Genomic DNA, 13,670 nt, shown 5'->3' on the forward strand with positions numbered 1-13,670 from the left:
ACATCCTCCTTCTTGCTTCTATGCGGTAAAGTTGCAGCGGCATATGAAAATAAGAAAACCTCCATGCACGCAAAGCATCAGCTTTACGAACAAGGAGGTGAGGATGAGCTTACGGTTGATCTGCTCTGCCATGGCTGCTTGAAGGGGCTCCTGATGCTTCAACTATTTTACATCTAGTTCATGCATAGAACAACTCCGGCATTTTCGGTAATAAAAGTATTTGCAGGGAATGTATCGTTTATTCTCGTGTTCCTCTGCGTATGGTCTAGTTTAGGCTGCTTCCGGCTTTCTGCTTCACGTTTCTCTTTCCGGTCGCCGGCAGGCTGATGCCGATCAGTCCCATAAACATCAGACATGCGCCAACGAGTTGGCCGGGATAAACGTGCTCCTTGAAAAATAACACGCCGGACAAGGCTGCCGCAAGCGGCGTCAAATATCGATAGAAGCTTGCCGTCGCAGCGCCGATCTGAGGCATCGCTTTGTTCCACAGCAGGAAGCAGAGGATCGTGATGACGAAAATATTGCATGCAAGTGCCCCAATCGTGGACCAGCCCATGCCTGTCCAATCGGTTGCTCCCCAAGCCTCAGTTGTAAAAGGGAGCATAAACAGTGTGCCGAAGCTGAACATCCAAGTGGTCATCCGCAGCGCCGAATATTTCTTGAGGATTGGAATGCAAGCAGCCGAGTAGAAACCACCGCAGATACTAACGGCGAAAGCGAGCAAATTGCCCAGCAGCAAATCTGAATCAAGAGAGAAGCTGCCTCCGGCCAAGATGACCAGTATGACGCCCAGCATCGATACAAATCCGTAACCGAGCAGCGATCGTCTAATTCGCTCCTTCGTAAAAAGCGGTGCAAAGATCGCCGCGAAGATCGGCCAAGGTGCGATGCTAAGGATAGACGAATTCGCCAGCGTCGTATAATCGATGGAAACAACGACGAAGCTCTCCAGCATCGTTGTGCCAATCAGTCCGAGGACAATGAATTTCCACAGATCGCCTGGGTTAATGCCTATGCTGCCTTCTTTCCATCTGAGCAGGCCGAACATCAGTAATGCGGACACGCCGAAGCGCAGCACTAAGAAAAGCATCGGATCGAGCGACTCCAAGCCTACCCGAACGACAGCATAATTCAGTCCCCACAGAAATGCGATAACACCGAGTAGAAAGTATGCGCTCACGCCTTGTTTTACAAGAGGAGCGTGTGCTGCCATAGAAGGTTTCAACCGCTTCATCTCTCCCGTCGCCAATTGTCCCACTTATTGTAAGTCATCCTTTCCTCCCCTGCCAATGTCAAAAGCAAAGAGGAGATTGCCGGCTGTAACCGCTCAGCAATCTCCTCTTCTGGTGAACTCTGTGATGAATAATCCCGGCGCGGCTTCCACGTCTCGAGCTTCCTCGAAGCCGAGCTTCGTGTACAGTCGCTTCGCTGGGGTGTTCGCGGCCCCCGTTGCTACAAGGAACGAGTTTACCTGATCCCTATGGGATTCCAGGACAAACCGTACCAGCCTTTCACCGATTCCTCTGCGAAAATAATTCGGATGGACAACGAGCCGATGAATATCGACAACGCTGTCATCCTCCCCTAATTTGTAGGAAATCGCTCCGGCCAATTCGCCATCGAGGTAACAACCGAAGAAAATTTCTTGGCATTTCCCAAGCTTCTCTACCGTGTCATGAAGCCCCGGAATACCATCGAAGCCGATAAGCTCGGCCTCGATTCGGTACGAGGACAGCTGAACATCTAGCAGCTGCCGGGCAACCGATGGATCCGTCAGATCAAGCCGCTTGATCATACCGTCGCTTCCATCACGCTTTCTTGTGCTCCCGCTTCGTCATCCTTCTTCGTTACAAGCACTTCCTTCTTCAAGAACCAGCAGATCAGGAAAGATACGATAGCAAGCACGAATGAGATCCAGTAAAGGTGGGTAAATGCGTCAGCAAAGACGATTTTGATTTGATCGAGCAGTGTAGGATCGATATCTTTGGGAATCGCGCCTGTCGAGATGTCGCCCAGCTTCGCCGCTTGATCTGCCGTCATGGAACCAGATAAGCCTTTCAGGCCGGACGTCACATTAGCTGCAAGAACGGAGCCGAACAAGCTGAAACCGATTGTCATCCCGATGGATTGGAAGAGCGTGATCGATGATAGTGCGATACCGCTGTTCTCTTTCTCAACCGATTCCTGAACGATCAGCTGATTGCCGAACAAAGTACCGAAACCAAGTCCTAGAATGATGAAGTAAATGACGAAAATATAAATCGGCGTATCAACATGTGTGGTCGACAACAGATAGAAGCCGATAACAGGAAGAATAAACGAAATGCCATAGATGTTGCGGTATGGAAACTTGGTCATCATCCGACCTGCTACCACACTTGCTGCGATCGCGCCCACCATGAGTGGAAGTGTCAGGTAGCCCGCTGCTGTAGGCGTCAGTCCGAGCACATTTTGCGCGAAGAATGGGAACGAAGAAAGTGCGCCCATTACGGCAAGAATGAAGACGAATACGAGCGATGACAGTACAACGAAATTGCGGTTTTTGAAGAGATGAAGCGGCAAGATTGGCTCTTTCACCTTGGATTCCACAAAGACGAACAAAGCGAGCAATAGCAATCCAACTGCCATGAGACTAAGCATTACAGGTTCTGTCCAAGCATAGCCCTCTGTCTGATGCAGCACAGGTGTGAGCAGCAGACTGACTAACGCGGCTACAAGGAGTATGGCACCGAACCAGTCGACACTTACTTTGCGCTCCACCTTCGTCTCATGGAGTCCAAGCGATAAGATAATTGCAGCTAATATGCCAACCGGAATATTAACGAGGAAGATCCAGTGCCATGAGATATGCTGGGCAAAATATCCGCCGACAAGCGGTCCGAGCAGCTGTGGGATAAACATGACAGCACCGAAAATCCCTTGAATCTTGGCCCTTTGTTCAACCGGGAACGTATCGCCGAAGATGACCATCGCAAGCGGCATGAGTCCCCCTGCACCGATCCCTTGGATCCCCCGTCCAATGAGCAGCACCTCCATAGAAGGTGCCAGACCGCTAATAATGGAGCCTCCAATAAACAAGCCCATACTTAGAATGTAAATCTTCTTGCGTCCGTACAAATCGGCCAGCTTGCCGAGTACAGCCATAAAAGAAGTCATGGCGAGCATATAAACGCCGCCAACCCAGCCATACAGCGCTAAACCGCCCAGATCGCGGATAATCGTGGGCATCGCCGTCGAAACAACCGTTTCGTCAAGCTCTGCGAAGATGACCCCGATCATCAACCCGATCAAAATTAATGTTTTATTGCTTTCTTTCTGCTTCAAACCGTTAAGCCCCCTTTTCTTAATGTCTTTGTTCATCGTAAACCATCTGTGTGAACGGAATATTAACAAAAGACACCCGTTCATTATACAACAAAGAATGACCGGCCTCCTCCTCCCTGCGAAGGATGTTCCGGTCATTCTCTAGGTTACCGCTTTATGACTTCGAATATAGCGTCGGGAAAAATTCTTCGTTGTCGAATTTCATTCCGGGAACCGGGCGCGCACTTAGGTGAATCAGATTAGGGTGACGCTGACTGTGCTCACGGAAGTACGTATTGCCTGGCATCAAATGCGCAACGATAGATAGCCTTGGATCCGAGCTGTAGTTAGTACTTGAGCCATGGAAGGTGAGCGCATGATGGAAGCTAGCCTGCCCAGCCTTCAGAATACACGGCTCCTCAACCCAATCCCGCGTTGCAAACTTAGCCTTCAACTTACCCATGTCTTGATCGAAGAACGTATCGCTGCCTTCTACCGCTCCCCACTTGTGCGAACCGAGAATCGTCATCATCCCGCCGTTCGTCATATCCGTATCTTGCAAAGCGATCCAAACGGTACACATATTGGCCGTACTGCTGCAGCGCCAGTAACCGTAGTCTTGATGCCACCCTACATTGCCTGCAGACGTTTCCTGACCGGATGTGCCCGGTTTGTAAATAACCTGGTCATGCCACAATCGGATGGATTCCTCATCGAGAAGCTCGGCAGCCATTTTACCTAAATTACGGTCGGTTACGACGGAGCGGACCTCATCATTAATCCACCAGCCATTGTCGAATTTACGCAGTGCGAACGGATTCTCCTGCATGTGGAAGTGGTGCATTGGCATGCCATGGCCGTCATATTTTCTGCTCCATACTCGTTCATGTGCATCACGCAGCCGTGCAATTGTATCATCATCGATCAGTTTTGGACTGATCCAGTAGCCATCGGTATTAAAGCGTTTCTTATCCTCTTCGGTAATGTTGTAATCAATAACTCCCATTACATAAGACACCTCTTTCACTCTCATCAATATATGTGTAACTGGTTTCATTGTAGAGCATGGCTAATGTCGTTGACTTCCGAAAACCTATCAAATAGGATTAGAAACATAAGAGATAATTAGACACGAACGGAGCTGCAATTCCATATGGCTAAAGGCAGAAACGATGCGGTTCGTTGGGAGGTCAACATTCATGCTGCTCATCGTACCCCGGAATTTCCTGAGCTCGTGATGCTGGGTCATGACCGTTTCCAAGAGGCATCTCCATTATCGGACCATCAGCATGACGGCTGCTACGAATTTGTGTATGTCGAGAATGGACGCGTGACCTGGGAAGTCGATGGTGAGTATTATCCTTCCTTTACGGGACAGGTCTTCCATACCCGCCCAGGTGAATGGCATCGGGCAAGGCTGAATTTCATTGAACCCTGCAGCATCTGGTGGTTCATCTTACGCGACCCCTCGGACTACCCGGATTGGCTGTCGTTACGCGATCAAGACCGCCTGCAAATTCATGAAGCCTTGCTGCAGCTTCCTCGCATTGTTTCGGTAGACAGCCGCGTACGCGAGCAGTTCTACAAGCTCCGCAGTCTGCTGATGGAAGAAGAAAGCGCAGCGTTTCGCGTGCGACATCATCTGGTTGATATCTTGCTGCATCTGCTCTACCCGCCCGCTGCAGCCCGTCAGCTCCCGCTCGATCTGAAGGAAACAATGCTCGCGCTTACCGCCCAAATCGAGGCTGCGCCGGAGCGTCGCTGGAGCAACAAGGAGCTCGCCGCGCTCGCAGGCGTCAGCGAATCGCACTTCTATCGGCTGTTTCACAATTTGCACGGCCAATCGCCGGCTAATTATATCGACCGGATTCGAATCAACCGAGCCTGCGAGCTGCTTCGGCAGCCCGGCGCCAACGTGACGGCGGTCGCGCTCGACCTTGGTTATAAGACCAGCCAGCATTTTGCGACGGTGTTTAAGAAATATATCGGGGTGTCGCCTTCTAGCTGGCGCTCGTCATCCTAATATGGAAAGAGGGAGTCTCGTCTCGTGATCTGCATGTGGAAAATTCCGGACACTCCCTCGATCAGTCGTAATCAAGTATAATGAAAGCTTACTGCGTTTATTTCAACAAGGGAAAAACAGGAGAACACTTCTATGCGCATACTTAATCAATACCCGAAGGAAATCAAAGTTTTTCTCGCAGCCAGTTTGATCAATGCCATCGGAAGCGCGCTCATGTGGCCGCTTGTGACGATGTTTGTCTTCGATGAACTCGGACGCAGCATGACCGATGCCGGATTCGTCATTCTTATCCAATCGATCGGCGGTATCGCCGGACAGCTGCTTGGCGGTGCACTTTATCACAAAGTTGGCGTGAAGAAGCTGATCATCGGCGCACTCGCACTCAACGCGACCGGGTTGCTGCTGCTGCCAGTTCTCAGCCATAATTGGCCTGTTTTTATCGCGATGATGGGTCTGATCGGACTGTTCAACGCGCTGTCGATGCCGGCCATTCAAGCGTTCATTGGCTTCCGCTTCGCGGATCAACGCGGTGAGCTGTTCAACATCGTCTACGTCGCCAACAATATCGGAGTCGCGATCGGAACAGCACTGAGCGGCTTCCTTGCCGATATCTCCTATTCGCTCAGCTTCTCGATGAATGGCGTAACGTCGGCCGTATTCGCCATCTTCTTCCTGTTCTACTTGAAGCAAGTTGGCACGGGCAGCGATACAGGTGCGGTGAAGCTGAAACGGCTATCCCCACAAAATGAAAGTGCCTGGGCGCTGCTCCTCGATGTTCGAGTCTACTTGTTCATGGCGGTTGGCGCCATGCTGCTCAATCTGGGCAACAGCATTTGGAATACCGGCGTCTCGCCGTTTATCATCAGCGAAGGACTTCCGAAGCAAATGTTCGGCTATCTGTGGACGCTGAATGGCGTGCTCATCTTCGTCGCACAGCCGCTGATCAGCCTGATCAAACGCCTGGCAGCCCAGACGATTACGGCTCAGCTCACGGCAAGCGCGCTGTTCTATTTATCCGGATATGCTGCCATTCTTATGTTTCACAGCTTTCCGGGCATGGTCTTCGGCATGGTGCTTACCACCTTCGGCGAGATGCTGATCGCGCCTGCAATTCCCGCATTCCTCAGTGAGAACGGCGGCAAACAAGCTCCATTCTACCTCGGACTTGCCGGTGGAATCGGCTCTGCGGGGCGTGTCCTTGGGCCATACATGATGGGCCATCTGTACGATATCGGCCAATTGACGCCGGTAGCTTGGCTGGCTGTTATTACAGCGACGGCATCCGCGCTATTCTTCATTATTCATTCGCTGGTCAATCAGCGATGGATGAAGAAACAAGCAGCGACTGGAATGCAGCAAAAACCAGCTACAGTAAATCATTAAAAGTTAGAAGCTGAGAACACGGCTATCCGTGCGCTCAGCTTCTTTTAATTATTTCTGAAATCGCTGCCCTTAATCCACGCAGCACCCTCCACTCCGATAACGACCATAGAATAGCCGCTCTTGTCACCTTAACTAACCATCTGCCCCCCTCGCACAAACAACAGAAGAACACAAAGTAAACCAACTCCATCACGTATTACACGCACTATCCACTTACCGTTTCCCCTTCGAAAAACCTAACGAACCGTAGGACCTCATTTAACCGAGTTAGTTTCCAGCTGAAAGTTCCATTTCCGTATTCTCAGTAATAATTGTGCTTGGTTTTCGTGCTGAGAGTTCCGTTTCCGCACTCTAAGTTATAATTGAGCTTGGTTTTCGTGCTGAGAGTTCCATTTGGAGACTTTCAGCTGCCGGATCGGGGGATTGGTTAGTTCGGACGCTGAGAGTTCCATTTGGAGACTTTCAGCTGCCGGATCGGGGGATTGGGGGTTAGTTTGGACGCTGAGAGTTCCATTTGGAGACTTTCAGCTACCGGCCCCCGAATTCTAACGAACCGTAGGGGTCTTATTTACCCGAATTATCGAGCTCTGAGATTCTAATGAACCGTACGGGTCTTATCTTGGGTAAATCGTCTCCCAAACACGCAAAAACCTTCAAATAAGACCTCCACGGTTCGTTAGAATTTATCCGAAGCTGTTTTCGGGCTTATAAGACCTGTACAGTTCGTTAGAGCATTCCGCACGCTGAATTACTCCAAGTCATCGCAGATATCGTTGCCACACCTCCCGCTTCTCGCATCCCACCTCCCTCCCCACACCAACCACAAAAACACAAAAAAACGGAGCAGTAATAAAACCTGCTCCGTCACCAAACCTTATAGATCCAGTTCCTTCTCAATCTTGCGACGCTTGCCTGTCAATTCATAAATGACCGGCACTACAATCAGTGTAAGCAGCGTCGACGTGGTCAAACCGCCGATTACGGTAATCGCAAGTCCGCCTGAGATCAGGCTTGTTGTCGATTCCGAAAGAGCTAGCGGCACAAGCGCCAGGATCGTTGCACAAGCCGTCATCAGAATCGGTCTCAGCCTTGTCTTAGAAGCTTCGACCAGCGCTTCGCGAAGCGGAATGCCATCCTTGCGGTTCTTCTCTACGCGGTCGAGCAATACGACTGCGTTCGTTACTACGATACCTACGAGCATCAGCATCCCGATCATCGAGCTCATCGATAACGATTGGCCGGTGATCAGTAGCGCGCCCAAGGAACCAACCGGTACGAAGAGCAACGAAGAGAGAATGATAAGCGGCGTAAGCAAGCCGCCGAAGGTCATGCTCATGACCAAGAACACAAGTCCAATTGCTGCTGCCATTGCAATACCGATACTTTGGAAGCCGCTGTTAATCATATCCTGGCCACCGCCGATTTTCATTTCCACATTGCTTGGCAGGGACAGGCTGTCGATATCGTCCGTAATTGTTTTCGTTACAGCTGCCGTCTTGTTGGCATCCTTTACGTTACCCGTTACTTTCGCCGACATTTTGCCATCTTCATGGTTGATCGCAATCGGAGCGATCGATTCGTTCAGCTCAACGAGATCCTTCAGCTGCTTCATGCCGCCTATTGTCGGAATCGTAATCGCTTCGAGCTGTGCCTTGGATGTAATTTGCTGTGCATAGGACATCGTAATATCCCAGTTCTTGCTATCCAGCACGTAACTGCCTACATCTGTCGGACGCAGCTGCTCGTTTACGGCACCCATGATTTGGAACGCGGACACGTTCAAATCCTTCGCTGTTTGGTTAAGCGAGATGACCCATTTTGGCGTCGTGTCCTTCAGGTTGTTCGAAATATCCTTCATATCTGTATTAGCGGTCATGAGCTTCTCAATTTGCTGCGAAGCTGTCGTGAGTGCCGCCATATCTTCGGAATACAAGCTTACTTCCACGCTGGTACCTGTCGGCGGGCCGTTCTGCTCGCCTTCTTTGACATTAACCGTAGCGTCCGGTACTTCTTTAGCCAGCATCGCTTTCAAGTCCTTGCCGACATCATCGATCATAGTGTCCATCGACGTACCTTCTGCGAATTGAACGGTGAATGCAGCTCTATTCGCAGTGGAGCCGATTTGGATGAACGGATTATCCGCTCCGCCAATGGAAGCTTGGTAATTATCGACGCCTTTCAGATCCTTCAGGTAGCCTTCTACTTTCTCGGCTGCCTCATTCGTTTGTTCAATCGTGCTTTGCGTCGGCAATTTCAATTCGATACCGATCGAAGGTACGGAACCGGCTGGCAAGAACGCTACGCCAAGCAACGGAATTGTACCGAACGAACCAATCAAAATCACAATGGAAAGGACTAATACCCAGACTTTGCGTTTGAGCGCGCCGCGAATCAGTTTCTCGTAGAAGTCCATGAACTTGCCGCCTTCTTTATGCGGCTTGATGTGGTTGAAGAATTTCGCGCCCAGTACCGGAATCAGCATCATCGCCACCAGCAAGGAGCTGACGATCGAGATAACAACCGATATGGCGAATGGACGGAAGAACTCGCCGATGATCCCTGTGACAAAAGCGAGCGGCAAGAACACGACTACTGTTGCAATTGTGGAGGAACCGACAGCGCCGATAACTTCCTTGGTCGCTTTGTAGGCAAGCTCCTTGCCATTCATGTCGCGGCCTTTCTCTTGACGCCATCTGTAAATGTTCTCAATGACGACGATACTGTCATCCACAATCCGGCCGATCGATACCGCGATACCGCCGAGCGTCATAATGTTGAGGGTATAGCCCATTTCGTTCATCAAAGCAATCGTTGCGAAGATCGAAATCGGCAGCGAGATGATCGAAATCAGGGTTGCCCGTATATTGCGTAAAAACAGGAATATAATGATGACACAAAACAGCGCACCGAACAGTCCTTCGCGAATTAGCGAGGAAACCGACTTCTTGATTTCAGCGCCTTGGTCTTGGATCAGGTGAATATCAAGGTTGGCTTTCGTCTTATAGGTTTCCAGCACATCTTTCACATCATCGGATACTTCTGCTGTATTGGCATCCTGCGTCTTCACGATTTGTACGACGAAGCTGGCTTGGCCGTCGAAACGAGTAATTTCATTCTGGGTTGAGACTGTAGTGATCTTAGCAACATCCGACAGCTTAACCTTCGCAGCAGCTGCTTGTCCACCTGCTCCGGGCGCTCCGGCAGCACCGCCGCCAAGACCCGCTCCAGGACTCAGTTCAAGATCATTAATTTGTTGAAGCTGCGTTAGTTTGCCCACAAGGCGAATCGGAATCGATGCGCTGTCTTGACTTACCGAACCAAGCGGAAGCGCATAGTCCAACTGCTGGATCGCCGTTTGGATCGTATTAAGCGAAATGCCGTGCTGCGCGGCTTTATCTTTATCGACTTCGATGCGAAGCTCTTGGGATACGACACCTTTCAACTCAACTGCGCTTACGCCGGTAACCTTCTTCAGCTTCGGCACCACTTGCTCTTCAAGCACTTTCTGCAAAGCAGCCGGATCTGTATCCTTCGAGGAGAAGATGGCTGCTTCATAGATCGGCGCCGCGTTAATATTCAGGCGCTGTATCGTTACTTTGGCTTTCTCGGGTGTTTGAAGCTTAGCAACTGCCGCCTCAATATCCTTTACTTTATCGTCCATGTTCGTTCCGAACGGATACTGCAGAATGACGCTTGCGGAATTCTCGGAAGTGGTGCTCGTTAAGGCATCATAGCCTTTAAGCCCCTGCAAGCTTTCTTCGACCGGTTTCGTAACCTCGGACTCGATTTCTTCCGTAGAAGCGCCGGGGTAGACGACTTGTACGAATACGGCCGGGAATTCCACGTCCGGGAAGGTTTGCTGCTTGATCTGGGTCGCGGAGAAGAAGCCAAACCCCAGCACCATCAAGCAGAGAATAACGACTGCTACACTGTTCTTTAGACTGAATCGACTTAACCAACTCATGAATGTTATCTCTCCTCTTTCTCTATCTAGAGGTCAGTATACAGGAGAAGTTTGAACTGAATATGTACTGGACGTTACAAATTACGAGCCTGATCCTCAGCATACAGCGGAAGCCGCACCATAAATACCGTTTCTACGCCCGGAACGCTCGTGACCGTAATTTCGCCATGATGCAGATCGACAATTCGTTTCACAATGGAAAGTCCCAGTCCATTTCCTTTCACAGCATAATCCCTTGATTTATCCACTTTGTAAAATGGAGTGAAAATATGCTGCTGCTCCTCCGGCGGTATTCCTTTTCCGTGGTCTCGTACCGTAATTACAGCCATCTCGCCGACTTGTTGCAGCGTGATCCCAATGCAGCCATCATGCTGTGAAAACTTGATGCTGTTGCTAATCAAATTATGCCACACCTGATCCAAACTATCCTCGTCCCCGTGGATGGTCAAATCTTCAAGCTCCAGCTCGAATTCAATCCCACGAACGCTCCACTGCGGTTCGCTGGCAATGATAATGCGGCGGATTTGCTCGTCCAGTCGATAATAGGTGGGATGTACCGGACCCTGATCCTGCTGAAGGACGGATAGCTTCAGCAAATTCGCGCTCAGCCTTGCGAGGCGCTGGCTCTCCTCTTCGATAATGGTCAAGTAATGCTGACGACCGCCCTCATCCATCGGTTTCGTACGCAGTGCTTTCGAGAATCCGGTGATGGACGTAAGCGGCGACTGAAATTCATGCGCTACATTGTTTACAAAATCGGACCGCATCTGATCCAGCATCCGGAGCGACTTCGCCATCTCATTGAAGCTGGCAGTCAGAACGCCGATTTCATCCTTCCGTTTCGTTTGGAGCTTGATGCCGAAATCGCCTTGTGCCATCCGTTTGGTCGCTCTTGTCAATCGCTGTACCGGTTTTACGATGAATCGCGAGGCCAGCAGAATAAGCAAGCTGCCTACTACAAGGACGCCGCAGAGTACGGTTAACAGCACGCTGCGAAACACATTGAGCAGGTCGCCGACTTCCGGCGAAATAAACAGCGCATACGGCTTGTTGCCAAACTCAAACGGAAGTCCCACGACAAAATGATCCGGTCCATGGCGATCGCCTTGATACTCCTTCACCAGACCTCTGTAGATACCGCCATTAATAACGGGCTTGTACTGGTCAGGTGTTATCGGCATCTTCTCGCTTATGCCAACCTCACTGCTGTATTTAACCGTTGCGCCATGCTGATCAATGACTTTGACTCTGAAGCCGGGCAGCATGATATTGCTTTTCAAATTTTCCAAATTAGCAGTAACCCCGGCCTCCGGCGACTTCTGAATCATCTCGATAACGCGTTTGCCGTTAGCAATGATTTGATCCTCGGCCAAGGATTTAATGTTATTGCTGTACAGCCAGGTTGCAAGAAAGAAGGCGAACGTCAGGCTGAGAATGACCACGGCAATAAATATCATAACCGTCCGGACATACAGCGACTTAATCATGCAGCACCTCTAGCCTGTAGCCGAGTCCGCGAAGTGTCACAATTCGGAACGCAGTTTCATATTCTGCAAAACGCTCCCTTAAACGTTTGATATGCACATCCACCGTCCGCTCGTCACCCTCATATTCGAAGCCCCATATCTGCTCAATCAACGTTGCCCGCGTAAACAATTGACCCGGATGGCTCGCCAATTTGTACAGCAGCTCAAATTCTTTAAGCGGAATGGTGACAGCCGTGTCCGTGTCTTTATATATAACCTGGTAGCCGATCCGATCCATCACGATACTGCCGATCGCCACCATCTGAGAAGAAGTAATGCGGTAACGCTTGAGCAGCGCTTTAACCCGGACCACAAGCTCCATTGGATCAAAAGGTTTCGTCAAATAATCGTCAGTGCCTAACTGGAACCCTTTAATTTTCTCCTCGGATTCTCCCTTGGCTGTTATCATGAGAATAGGCATATCGCCTAATTCGCGCAGCTTCCTACACAATTCGTAGCCATCCATACGCGGCATCATAATGTCCATAATGACCATGTCGACGGCGTTTTCCTTGACATAGAGCCACGCTTCTTCGCCATTGGCGAATTCCAGTATATCAAAACCTTCGTCGCTTAAATAAAGTCTGACCAACTCCCGGATATGTACATCATCATCGACTAGAGCAATTTTAACCATAAATGTACCGCCTCACGTTTTTGTATGCTTTTGGTGCTTGCATCCGCAATCACAATATCTTATTATTACAAGATTGCTAGAAGAGTTGCTAGAGTGCCTTCATGCTTTTTTTCAGGGGAGGATCCAATGAAACGTTTTTTACCGTTAATCAGCATGCTTATCTTTCCGATTATGGGCTGGCTGTACGCTTTAACGAATCGACCGGGCGCCCAAGTCTACAGCTTGGTGACTGATCTGGACCGAGCGATTCCGCTCGTCAAATTTTTCGTGCTGCCCTATTCCGTATGGATTTTTTATATTTATTTGTGTTTGGTGTATTTCTTCATTAAGGACCCTGCCGTATACAGACGATCGCTCATTACCTATGTGGTTTGCGCACTGATCTGCTATGGGATCTATATGGTCTTCCAAACGACCGTACCGCGGCCTGCGTTGGTCGGGAACGATCCGTTTACCCGCCTGCTGGGTTATGTATATGGGCGAGATGAGCCGTTCAATTGCTTCCCGAGCATTCACTGCTTCTCCAGTTATATGGTGATGAAAGCTCTATACACCAGCCGCTTCCGTAACCGCATCAACCAGACATTGATTTACGGCATGTCTTCGATTATTATTCTCTCGACCTTCTTTATCAAACAGCATGTCATCTTCGATGCTTTCGCCGGCATTATTCTCGCCGATGTCGTTTACCGACTGGTAACTCTAATCGAACGCTCCGCTGCGGTTCGCAAGCCGAAACCAATGACGCAACGCGCAAATATGTAATATAGAGCAAAAAGCTGCACCCCATCGTCCAATGACGCAGGGGTGCAGCTTTTTCATTATCGCATGCTA

Annotated in this window: 10 protein-coding genes; 3 read left to right on the forward strand and 7 right to left on the reverse strand. The window is 50.0% G+C overall.

What is annotated here, in order from left to right:
• Window positions 1–265: 265 nt before the first annotated feature.
• From AC50Y3_RS19685 to AC50Y3_RS19700, 4 genes are all read right to left on the reverse strand, one after another.
• Entirely contained in the window at window positions 266–1,258 is a 993-nt protein-coding gene (locus AC50Y3_RS19685) for a DMT family transporter (protein WP_494820426.1), read from the reverse strand.
• A gap of 69 nt (window positions 1,259–1,327) precedes the next feature.
• Complete coding sequence (locus AC50Y3_RS19690) at window positions 1,328–1,795, reverse strand: GNAT family N-acetyltransferase (RefSeq protein ID WP_494820427.1); 468 nt, start codon at window positions 1,793–1,795, stop codon at window positions 1,328–1,330.
• A complete protein-coding gene (locus AC50Y3_RS19695; protein ID WP_494820428.1) occupies window positions 1,792–3,324 on the reverse strand; it encodes an MDR family MFS transporter in 1,533 nt (510 codons plus the stop codon). The genes AC50Y3_RS19690 and AC50Y3_RS19695 overlap by 4 nt, the downstream gene beginning before the upstream one ends.
• 154 nt (window positions 3,325–3,478) lie before the next feature.
• A complete protein-coding gene (locus tag AC50Y3_RS19700) occupies window positions 3,479–4,309 on the reverse strand; it encodes a phytanoyl-CoA dioxygenase family protein (RefSeq protein WP_494820429.1) in 831 nt (276 codons plus the stop codon).
• 147 nt (window positions 4,310–4,456) lie between these two features.
• On the opposite strand from AC50Y3_RS19700, the gene AC50Y3_RS19705 reads away from it, so the two are divergent.
• The gene (locus tag AC50Y3_RS19705; protein ID WP_494820430.1) at window positions 4,457–5,326 is read left to right on the forward strand and encodes a helix-turn-helix transcriptional regulator; all 870 of its coding nucleotides are present in this window, start codon (window positions 4,457–4,459) and stop codon (window positions 5,324–5,326) included.
• Between the two features lie 132 nt (window positions 5,327–5,458).
• On the forward strand, window positions 5,459–6,709 hold the full coding sequence (locus AC50Y3_RS19710; RefSeq protein ID WP_494820431.1) for an MFS transporter: 1,251 nt from the start codon (window positions 5,459–5,461) through the stop codon (window positions 6,707–6,709).
• An 874-nt stretch (window positions 6,710–7,583) separates the two neighbouring features.
• On the opposite strand, the gene AC50Y3_RS19715 is transcribed toward AC50Y3_RS19710, so the two are convergent.
• The 3 genes from AC50Y3_RS19715 to AC50Y3_RS19725 all read right to left on the reverse strand — a co-directional run bounded on the left by AC50Y3_RS19715 (window position 7,584) and on the right by AC50Y3_RS19725 (window position 12,836).
• Window positions 7,584–10,673 (reverse strand): efflux RND transporter permease subunit, encoded by a 3,090-nt coding sequence (locus tag AC50Y3_RS19715; protein ID WP_494820432.1) that lies wholly within the window; start codon window positions 10,671–10,673, stop codon window positions 7,584–7,586.
• A 74-nt stretch (window positions 10,674–10,747) separates the two neighbouring features.
• Complete coding sequence (locus AC50Y3_RS19720) at window positions 10,748–12,160, reverse strand: sensor histidine kinase (RefSeq protein ID WP_494820433.1); 1,413 nt, start codon at window positions 12,158–12,160, stop codon at window positions 10,748–10,750.
• Window positions 12,153–12,836: a response regulator transcription factor gene (locus AC50Y3_RS19725; protein WP_494820434.1), complete on the reverse strand. Its 684-nt coding sequence runs from the start codon at window positions 12,834–12,836 to the stop codon at window positions 12,153–12,155. Before AC50Y3_RS19725 ends, AC50Y3_RS19720 begins: the two co-directional genes overlap by 8 nt.
• Window positions 12,837–12,962: 126 nt before the next feature.
• On the opposite strand from AC50Y3_RS19725, the gene AC50Y3_RS19730 reads away from it, so the two are divergent.
• Window positions 12,963–13,601 carry a phosphatase PAP2 family protein gene (locus AC50Y3_RS19730; protein ID WP_494820435.1) on the forward strand — a complete coding sequence of 213 codons (639 nt, stop codon included), beginning with the start codon at window positions 12,963–12,965 and terminating at the stop codon, window positions 13,599–13,601.
• The last annotated feature ends 69 nt before the right edge of the window (window positions 13,602–13,670 follow it).

This window comes from Paenibacillus sp. J22R98, assembly GCF_059383835.1.

Coding starts and splice junctions, on each gene's coding strand:
- AC50Y3_RS19700 (WP_494820429.1), bottom strand. CDS start 4,309: ATGGGAGTTATTGATTACAACATTACCGAAGAGGATAAGAAACGCTTT.
- AC50Y3_RS19715 (WP_494820432.1), bottom strand. CDS start 10,673: ATGAGTTGGTTAAGTCGATTCAGTCTAAAGAACAGTGTAGCAGTCGTT.
- AC50Y3_RS19725 (WP_494820434.1), bottom strand. CDS start 12,836: ATGGTTAAAATTGCTCTAGTCGATGATGATGTACATATCCGGGAGTTG.
- AC50Y3_RS19710 (WP_494820431.1), top strand. CDS start 5,459: ATGCGCATACTTAATCAATACCCGAAGGAAATCAAAGTTTTTCTCGCA.
- AC50Y3_RS19730 (WP_494820435.1), top strand. CDS start 12,963: ATGAAACGTTTTTTACCGTTAATCAGCATGCTTATCTTTCCGATTATG.
- AC50Y3_RS19705 (WP_494820430.1), top strand. CDS start 4,457: ATGGCTAAAGGCAGAAACGATGCGGTTCGTTGGGAGGTCAACATTCAT.
- AC50Y3_RS19690 (WP_494820427.1), bottom strand. CDS start 1,795: ATGATCAAGCGGCTTGATCTGACGGATCCATCGGTTGCCCGGCAGCTG.
- AC50Y3_RS19720 (WP_494820433.1), bottom strand. CDS start 12,160: ATGATTAAGTCGCTGTATGTCCGGACGGTTATGATATTTATTGCCGTG.